The 8,588-nt window shown below is 56.8% G+C and carries 8 protein-coding genes and 4 pseudogenes; 6 read left to right on the plus strand and 6 right to left on the minus strand.

From position 1 onward, the window contains the following. Positions 1–59: 59 nt before the first annotated feature. Positions 60–692 (plus strand): annotated as a pseudogene (locus QSK43_RS26860) (nucleotidyl transferase AbiEii/AbiGii toxin family protein); the annotation flags it as partial. Here QSK43_RS26860 and QSK43_RS26855 read toward each other — a convergent pair. From QSK43_RS26855 to QSK43_RS26835, 5 genes and pseudogenes are all read right to left on the minus strand, one after another. Continuing rightward, positions 690–1,043, minus strand: a pseudogene (locus QSK43_RS26855) (nucleotidyl transferase AbiEii/AbiGii toxin family protein); the annotation flags it as partial. The pseudogenes QSK43_RS26860 and QSK43_RS26855 sit on opposite strands and share 3 nt — an antisense overlap. Beyond that, on the minus strand, positions 1,036–1,629 hold the full coding sequence (locus tag QSK43_RS26850; RefSeq protein ID WP_332306004.1) for a DUF6088 family protein: 594 nt from the start codon (positions 1,627–1,629) through the stop codon (positions 1,036–1,038). The gene QSK43_RS26850 and the pseudogene QSK43_RS26855, both read right to left, overlap by 8 nt. A gap of 153 nt (positions 1,630–1,782) precedes the next feature. Continuing rightward, the gene (locus tag QSK43_RS26845; protein ID WP_332306005.1) at positions 1,783–2,118 is read right to left on the minus strand and encodes an ester cyclase; all 336 of its coding nucleotides are present in this window, start codon (positions 2,116–2,118) and stop codon (positions 1,783–1,785) included. A gap of 328 nt (positions 2,119–2,446) precedes the next feature. Next, positions 2,447–3,142 (minus strand): RES family NAD+ phosphorylase, encoded by a 696-nt coding sequence (locus QSK43_RS26840; RefSeq protein ID WP_332306006.1) that lies wholly within the window; start codon positions 3,140–3,142, stop codon positions 2,447–2,449. After that, the gene (locus QSK43_RS26835; protein WP_060724498.1) at positions 3,139–3,528 is read right to left on the minus strand and encodes an antitoxin Xre-like helix-turn-helix domain-containing protein; all 390 of its coding nucleotides are present in this window, start codon (positions 3,526–3,528) and stop codon (positions 3,139–3,141) included. The genes QSK43_RS26840 and QSK43_RS26835 overlap by 4 nt, the downstream gene beginning before the upstream one ends. A 1,532-nt stretch (positions 3,529–5,060) precedes the next feature. On the opposite strand from QSK43_RS26835, the gene QSK43_RS26830 reads away from it, so the two are divergent. The 5 genes and pseudogenes from QSK43_RS26830 to QSK43_RS26810 form a co-directional block, all read left to right on the plus strand. Beyond that, positions 5,061–5,450, plus strand: coding sequence for an antitoxin Xre-like helix-turn-helix domain-containing protein (locus QSK43_RS26830; protein ID WP_060724498.1), 390 nt, complete (start codon positions 5,061–5,063; stop codon positions 5,448–5,450). Then, positions 5,447–6,142, plus strand: coding sequence for an RES family NAD+ phosphorylase (locus tag QSK43_RS26825; protein ID WP_332306006.1), 696 nt, complete (start codon positions 5,447–5,449; stop codon positions 6,140–6,142). The genes QSK43_RS26830 and QSK43_RS26825 overlap by 4 nt, the downstream gene beginning before the upstream one ends. Positions 6,143–6,470: 328 nt before the next feature. Further along, positions 6,471–6,806, plus strand: a complete 336-nt coding sequence (locus QSK43_RS26820) for an ester cyclase (RefSeq protein ID WP_332306005.1) — start codon at positions 6,471–6,473, stop codon at positions 6,804–6,806. A gap of 153 nt (positions 6,807–6,959) precedes the next feature. Next, entirely contained in the window at positions 6,960–7,553 is a 594-nt protein-coding gene (locus QSK43_RS26815) for a DUF6088 family protein (RefSeq protein ID WP_332306004.1), read from the plus strand. Continuing rightward, positions 7,546–7,899 (plus strand): annotated as a pseudogene (locus tag QSK43_RS26810) (nucleotidyl transferase AbiEii/AbiGii toxin family protein); the annotation flags it as partial. The gene QSK43_RS26815 and the pseudogene QSK43_RS26810, both read left to right, overlap by 8 nt. Here the strand turns inward: QSK43_RS26810 and QSK43_RS26805 are convergent. Next, positions 7,897–8,529, minus strand: a pseudogene (locus QSK43_RS26805) (nucleotidyl transferase AbiEii/AbiGii toxin family protein); the annotation flags it as partial. The pseudogenes QSK43_RS26810 and QSK43_RS26805 overlap by 3 nt on opposite strands. Positions 8,530–8,588: the final 59 nt, after the last annotated feature.

The raw sequence follows: 8,588 nt of genomic DNA on the forward strand, positions 1-8,588 counted from the left end.
GCTTGTTCCCGGAGGCAGGCTCGATCCGGTCTATCTGATAACCGTGCCGGAGGACCTTGATGCCGTTTCGTGACCAGTACCAGGCCCAGGTTCGGCTCCTTATGCGCCTTCTTCCCATTGTGGCGCGCGAAGCCTGTTTTGCTCTCAAGGGCGGAACGGCGATCAACCTCTTTGTTCGCAACCTACCGCGCCTCTCGGTCGATATCGATCTGATGTATCTGCCGGTACATGACAGGCCGGAGGCTTTGGCTGGGATTGATGCCTCCATGAAGCGCATCAAGGCGGCAGCTCTGGCGGAGCTGCCCGGCGCTCGCGTCACCGAAAACATCCACGACGGCGCCATCCTTCGTCTTCTCGTGATTGCGGAGGGCACGCAGGTCAAGATCGAAGTCTCGCCCGTATTGCGTGGCGTGGTTCATGAACCTTCCACCATTCCTGTCACCGAGGTGGTCGAAGAGGCGTTCGGCTTTGCGGAAACCAGCGTTGTTTCCTTCGAAGACCTGTTTGCGGGCAAGCTGGTTGCAGCACTGGACCGGCAGCACCCGCGCGATCTCTTCGACGTGCAAGGTCTGCTCGCCCATGAAGGGCTGAGCGACGACCTCCGCGAAGCGTTCATCGTCTATCTGCTCAGTCACAACCGCCCTATGGGCGAGGTGCTATCAGGCCGCGTCAAGGACCTCGCAAACGAATACCCAGACCGGCAAACGCTTGCGAACTTCGCTCGACCAGCGCTTTTCCTCGCTTCTGGTTTTTGGCAACGCCTCCTCATTCTCGCCCACGAAATCATTGGCGAGCTGACGGATATCGTAGGTCAGGTCAACATCCTCCGAAAACCTGCGGATGGCGTTGTAGGCTTTCGACAAGGACGTGCCGCCTTTGAAGACAAGGTGGTCGCCAAGCGATGTGCCATAAAGGGTCTGCAGTGCCCAGACGACCCACGTGTCCTTTTCCAGAAGATGAATCGGCCGCTCGGCTTTCTCCGCGGCGATTGCGAGAACTTCCCTTCGATCGTCCCGAGACAGCTGCAAAAACTGTTCAGCCATAAGCGGCCTTTCCTACACTGCGGGCAAGCCAGCTGGGAAACTGAGGGGCGGCTGCAACAAGTTCGCCGAACGCTTCGGCGGAAAGCTTCCGCTTGATGCTCGGAAGTGCCTCTTCTGCCTTTTCCGGACCAAGCCATGCCAGCGCGCGCACAGCCAAGCCGGCAGGCTTGTTCGCCAAGGCGAGCTGCCAGCGCGGCACGTGCTTCAACTCGACCGTCTGGCTACCGACAGTCATGGTTCGGCTGCGGCCGGATGTGAAATAGACGGACCGGATCGGTACCTGAGTGGACAGCCCCAACGCGTTTGCAGCCGCGGCACCATTCGAAACGATCACCTCGCCACGCTGGTGCGCAACGGCTTCGACGGCCTGCTCGACCGTTGGTGGCCGGCTTCCAAAGCGGCTCTTGATTGCCTTGAGATAGATCCCCCGACCGGCCCGAACGAGCTCGCCGCGTTCATAAAGACGCGACAACGCCTGGTCTACCGCCGCTCGGTTTCCCAAATGCAAGAAGGCCTTCGCGGACAGCGCCGTTCCTTCCGGCAGCTGTTCGGCATAGGTCATGATCTGTGTCGTTAGTCGTTGCATGGCAATTCTCCTGTCAGAAATATATGCGGTTTTCTGACAGGTTGCAATGTGCGTCCCTCAATCATGAGGAGAAGCGCACAATGAGTAATGGATCAGGGTAGCGGGCCCAGCCGTAGTTGCTGATCGATGGTACGTGAACGCCTGTCGACAGGCCTAGAGTTCAGCCATAGCGTGTAGGCATACATTTTTGTCCAACAGGAAGCACTTAATGCCTTTTTCCAAGTCGCAGGACCTTATACGCCTTGCACGGATGGCCACTACGAGGCGGGCCGGGGTTATCCGGGGCCCGTCACTGACAAGGATCTGTGCGTCAAACCGCAGGTCGGGAATGGCGGCAAAGTCCCTGGCCAGCATGTCGCGATAGCCCGACAGGCCGAACGGGCGGCCATTGTGTTCGATATTGTCGTCGACGAAGGTGGCGAGTTCATCGAAGGCCTGTCGGTTGAGGCAGTCGAGGTAATCAAGGTAGATGTCCTTGAGTGTCGGCATGTGTTCCTCCTGATTGGGATCGTCAAATCAGTTGCGGTTTTGGCTTTCCCGTCAGCATGGCGCGCGACGCCCGTCGCTCAGTGCTCGTGCCATCATCAACCTCCTATTCCTAGAGACGTTGAATCACCTTCGCTCGCTCCCGTCGCATCACGTTTGATTCATCAATCACAAGATTTACTCTAGGTGCTTCAACCCGTGATCTATCAGCCACGAACTACGATCCGAGAGGCCCATGTCGATTTCAGATGCGATTTTCCGCCCTTTCGATACGCTGATGCGGCCGTTCGACATTCCGCATGATCTCGCGGAAACCTGTGCTTCGTCGCTGCTACGAGATGGCGACGATCGAATAGTCCGGCGTGCCTTGCCAGATCAGATCCCAGGACGCGCCGGGCCGGACGTTCTGGACAGCCCCCGGATCGAAAGAAACCAGGCAGTTTCCGCCGGGCGCACGGACGGAGGGGTAGATGAGGCCGCGGCTTCCATCTCTTCGCAACCGGGCGGCCAGTTCCTGTCCCTCGAGATAACCAACCTCCGGGTCCGGGTTGAGCGCGGCGTGTTCGGGTTCATCGGTCAGGTCGTCGAATTCTCCGATGAAGTCGGAGATCAGTTCGACATAACGGGCGCTGTCATGGAATGAGCCGGTGAAACGGAGCTCGCGGGTTCTGTGCCATGCGACCTCCGCGACCGATACGATTACGTCCCAGGCGCAATACCAGGCACCGCGATCTTCGGAGTTGAAGCGGTTGCCGCCTACCCGCGTATAGGTGAAGGCCGCATTGACGTGCGTGTCGCCGTAGATTCTGAGATCGCGGTTGCGCCGCCGCCAGGCAAGCTCTCGCGGATCGAGATGCGGATTGCGGCCGCGCTCGGCGAGCAACCGGGCGCTGGTTAACCCCTCGATCTCGGCCAGAACCTCCAGTTCCTCGTCGCTGTCGACCAGACCGCGAAGCGCCGGTGGCTTGTGGTAGGTTGCGGGCAGCAGGCGGACCAGTCCTCGAACCGACAGTTCGGTTTTCCTCATGCGCCGCCCCGCAGCGCGTCGAGATAGGTTCGGATCGCCAGAATTTGTGGGAGGCCGCCATCGATGGCGGTGTCGACCGGCCGCGCGCCGCTGAAGAGAGGGCCCGTGTTTGGGCGCGTGAACCAGCTTCTGGAGAGTTGCTCAGAGAAGTAGAGTTCGAGCGACTTGTAGATCCCGATCACGGCACTGAGGCGCAGCAACTGGTCCTTCGTCAATTCGCCGGTAAACCCCGGTTTACGCGCGCGCTTCCATGTGCTCTCCGACATGTCGGCGAGGCCCGCTGCTTCCCTGAGGCTCAGCGACCATGCATCGGCGACCTTGGCATAGGCCTTGAGTGCGACGGCATTGAGTTCCGCGGGCTTGTGGGGCTTGACGGCGATTTGCATAGTGGCCTCCTGATGTTCGTAATATAGGCCATATGATCTGAAAGTAAAGATCATTTGGACCGATATTTGATCGTGAAGTGGCTCCCGCTGCAAGAGCCTTCTCCTGCTTCGATATTGCGTCCTGGACAAGAGCAATGCGCGCATGCTCCGCCGGAATGGGTGGGCGAGCCGTCCTGCCAAATCGCCAATTGATGACCTTAAAAAAGCGTAGCTGGCCACGCTTGTCCGCCTCGAACGTAGCAGGCAGGCGCTTATGCGGAAACTGAAGAGATGGTTCGGTGAGCGGTTTCGATGAGATCGAGACCGATGCCAACGGAGTTTTGAGGGTTAATTGGCGGCGCGCTGCAGGGCATTATGTTTGAAATATTTTACCAGAATAAATCCTGTAAATACATATATTATTATTTTTATACTTTGACCGTGGAATAAATTACCACCCTATAGGCTTGAGTGAATGGATTGATCGCGGCGCGCAATTGACTTGAGGAAGGGAAGGAGCGTATCAAACATATAATTTACGCTGGAATGATGCTGAAACATATAAAATATAGTAAGCGAACCATTGCCGAAGGAGGCAGGAGTTTAATTGGCGGATTTTGCTTGTTTTGCGGATAGGTAATTTGAGTTACTTGTAACAGATGATTTTATATAGGTTTTTGTATGGAGAATGGATTTATTTATAGGTAGAGCTGAGAGGGAATCTGATTGAGAAATGGATTGGAAAGGTGATGAAAATTGATGGCGATCGATCATAATAACAATATCATGATATTGTTATTATGATCGATCGCCATCAATTTTCATCACCTTTCCAATCCATTTCTCAATCAGATTCCCTCTCAGCTCTACCTATAAATAAATCCATTCTCCATACAAAAACCTATATAAAATCATCTGTTACAAGTAACTCAAATTACCTATCCGCAAAACAAGCAAAATCCGCCAATTAAACTCCTGCCTCCTTCGGCAATGGTTCGCTTACTATATTTTATATGTTTCAGCATCATTCCAGCGTAAATTATATGTTTGATACGCTCCTTCCCTTCCTCAAGTCAATTGCGCGCCGCGATCAATCCATTCACTCAAGCCTATAGGGTGGTAATTTATTCCACGGTCAAAGTATAAAAATAATAATATATGTATTTACAGGATTTATTCTGGTAAAATATTTCAAACATAATGCCCTGCAGCGCGCCGCCAATTAACCCTCAAAACTCCGTTGGCATCGGTCTCGATCTCATCGAAACCGCTCACCGAACCATCTCTTCAGTTTCCGCATAAGCGCCTGCCTGCTACGTTCGAGGCGGACAAGCGTGGCCAGCTACGCTTTTTTAAGGTCATCAATTGGCGATTTGGCAGGACGGCTCGCCCACCCATTCCGGCGGAGCATGCGCGCATTGCTCTTGTCCAGGACGCAATATCGAAGCAGGAGAAGGCTCTTGCAGCGGGAGCCACTTCACGATCAAATATCGGTCCAAATGATCTTTACTTTCAGATCATATGGCCTATATTACGAACATCAGGAGGCCACTATGCAAATCGCCGTCAAGCCCCACAAGCCCGCGGAACTCAATGCCGTCGCACTCAAGGCCTATGCCAAGGTCGCCGATGCATGGTCGCTGAGCCTCAGGGAAGCAGCGGGCCTCGCCGACATGTCGGAGAGCACATGGAAGCGCGCGCGTAAACCGGGGTTTACCGGCGAATTGACGAAGGACCAGTTGCTGCGCCTCAGTGCCGTGATCGGGATCTACAAGTCGCTCGAACTCTACTTCTCTGAGCAACTCTCCAGAAGCTGGTTCACGCGCCCAAACACGGGCCCTCTCTTCAGCGGCGCGCGGCCGGTCGACACCGCCATCGATGGCGGCCTCCCACAAATTCTGGCGATCCGAACCTATCTCGACGCGCTGCGGGGCGGCGCATGAGGAAAACCGAACTGTCGGTTCGAGGACTGGTCCGCCTGCTGCCCGCAACCTACCACAAGCCACCGGCGCTTCGCGGTCTGGTCGACAGCGACGAGGAACTGGAGGTTCTGGCCGAGATCGAGGGGTTAACCAGCGCCCGGTTGCTCGCCGAGCGCGGCCGCAATCCGCATCTCGATCCGCGAGAGCTTGCCTGGCGGCGGCGCAACCGCGATCTCAGAATCTACGGCGACACGCACGTCAATGCGGCCTTCACCTATACGCGGGTAGGCGGCAACCGCTTCAACTCCGAAGATCGCGGTGCCTGGTATTGCGCCTGGGACGTAATCGTATCGGTCGCGGAGGTCGCATGGCACAGAACCCGCGAGCTCCGTTTCACCGGCTCATTCCATGACAGCGCCCGTTATGTCGAACTGATCTCCGACTTCATCGGAGAATTCGACGACCTGACCGATGAACCCGAACACGCCGCGCTCAACCCGGACCCGGAGGTTGGTTATCTCGAGGGACAGGAACTGGCCGCCCGGTTGCGAAGAGATGGAAGCCGCGGCCTCATCTACCCCTCCGTCCGTGCGCCCGGCGGAAACTGCCTGGTTTCTTTCGATCCGGGGGCTGTCCAGAACGTCCGGCCCGGCGCGTCCTGGGATCTGATCTGGCAAGGCACGCCGGACTATTCGATCGTCGCCATCTCGTAGCAGCGACGAAGCACAGGTTTCCGCGAGATCATGCGGAATGTCGAACGGCCGCATCAGCGTATCGAAAGGGCGGAAAATCGCATCTGAAATCGACATGGGCCTCTCGGATCGTAGTTCGTGGCTGATAGATCACGGGTTGAAGCACCTAGAGTAAATCTTGTGATTGATGAATCAAACGTGATGCGACGGGAGCGAGCGAAGGTGATTCAACGTCTCTAGGAATAGGAGGTTGATGATGGCACGAGCACTGAGCGACGGGCGTCGCGCGCCATGCTGACGGGAAAGCCAAAACCGCAACTGATTTGACGATCCCAATCAGGAGGAACACATGCCGACACTCAAGGACATCTACCTTGATTACCTCGACTGCCTCAACCGACAGGCCTTCGATGAACTCGCCACCTTCGTCGACGACAATATCGAACACAATGGCCGCCCGTTCGGCCTGTCGGGCTATCGCGACATGCTGGCCAGGGACTTTGCCGCCATTCCCGACCTGCGGTTTGACGCACAGATCCTTGTCAGTGACGGGCCCCGGATAACCCCGGCCCGCCTCGTAGTGGCCATCCGTGCAAGGCGTATAAGGTCCTGCGACTTGGAAAAAGGCATTAAGTGCTTCCTGTTGGACAAAAATGTATGCCTACACGCTATGGCTGAACTCTAGGCCTGTCGACAGGCGTTCACGTACCATCGATCAGCAACTACGGCTGGGCCCGCTACCCTGATCCATTACTCATTGTGCGCTTCTCCTCATGATTGAGGGACGCACATTGCAACCTGTCAGAAAACCGCATATATTTCTGACAGGAGAATTGCCATGCAACGACTAACGACACAGATCATGACCTATGCCGAACAGCTGCCGGAAGGAACGGCGCTGTCCGCGAAGGCCTTCTTGCATTTGGGAAACCGAGCGGCGGTAGACCAGGCGTTGTCGCGTCTTTATGAACGCGGCGAGCTCGTTCGGGCCGGTCGGGGGATCTATCTCAAGGCAATCAAGAGCCGCTTTGGAAGCCGGCCACCAACGGTCGAGCAGGCCGTCGAAGCCGTTGCGCACCAGCGTGGCGAGGTGATCGTTTCGAATGGTGCCGCGGCTGCAAACGCGTTGGGGCTGTCCACTCAGGTACCGATCCGGTCCGTCTATTTCACATCCGGCCGCAGCCGAACCATGACTGTCGGTAGCCAGACGGTCGAGTTGAAGCACGTGCCGCGCTGGCAGCTCGCCTTGGCGAACAAGCCTGCCGGCTTGGCTGTGCGCGCGCTGGCATGGCTTGGTCCGGAAAAGGCAGAAGAGGCACTTCCGAGCATCAAGCGGAAGCTTTCCGCCGAAGCGTTCGGCGAACTTGTTGCAGCCGCCCCTCAGTTTCCCAGCTGGCTTGCCCGCAGTGTAGGAAAGGCCGCTTATGGCTGAACAGTTTTTGCAGCTGTCTCGGGACGATCGAAGGGAAGTTCTCGCAATCGCCGCGGAGAAAGCCGAGCGGCCGATTCATCTTCTGGAAAAGGACACGTGGGTCGTCTGGGCACTGCAGACCCTTTATGGCACATCGCTTGGCGACCACCTTGTCTTCAAAGGCGGCACGTCCTTGTCGAAAGCCTACAACGCCATCCGCAGGTTTTCGGAGGATGTTGACCTGACCTACGATATCCGTCAGCTCGCCAATGATTTCGTGGGCGAGAATGAGGAGGCGTTGCCAAAAACCAGAAGCGAGGAAAAGCGCTGGTCGAGCGAAGTTCGCAAGCGTTTGCCGGTCTGGGTATTCGTTTGCGAGGTCCTTGACGCGGCCTGATAGCACCTCGCCCATAGGGCGGTTGTGACTGAGCAGATAGACGATGAACGCTTCGCGGAGGTCGTCGCTCAGCCCTTCATGGGCGAGCAGACCTTGCACGTCGAAGAGATCGCGCGGGTGCTGCCGGTCCAGTGCTGCAACCAGCTTGCCCGCAAACAGGTCTTCGAAGGAAACAACGCTGGTTTCCGCAAAGCCGAACGCCTCTTCGACCACCTCGGTGACAGGAATGGTGGAAGGTTCATGAACCACGCCACGCAATACGGGCGAGACTTCGATCTTGACCTGCGTGCCCTCCGCAATCACGAGAAGACGAAGGATGGCGCCGTCGTGGATGTTTTCGGTGACGCGAGCGCCGGGCAGCTCCGCCAGAGCTGCCGCCTTGATGCGCTTCATGGAGGCATCAATCCCAGCCAAAGCCTCCGGCCTGTCATGTACCGGCAGATACATCAGATCGATATCGACCGAGAGGCGCGGTAGGTTGCGAACAAAGAGGTTGATCGCCGTTCCGCCCTTGAGAGCAAAACAGGCTTCGCGCGCCACAATGGGAAGAAGGCGCATAAGGAGCCGAACCTGGGCCTGGTACTGGTCACGAAACGGCATCAAGGTCCTCCGGCACGGTTATCAGATAGACCGGATCGAGCCTGCCTCCGGGAACAAGC

This window comes from Rhizobium sp. GR12 (genome assembly GCF_036596185.1).
GTDB lineage: Bacteria > Pseudomonadota > Alphaproteobacteria > Rhizobiales > Rhizobiaceae > Agrobacterium > Agrobacterium nepotum.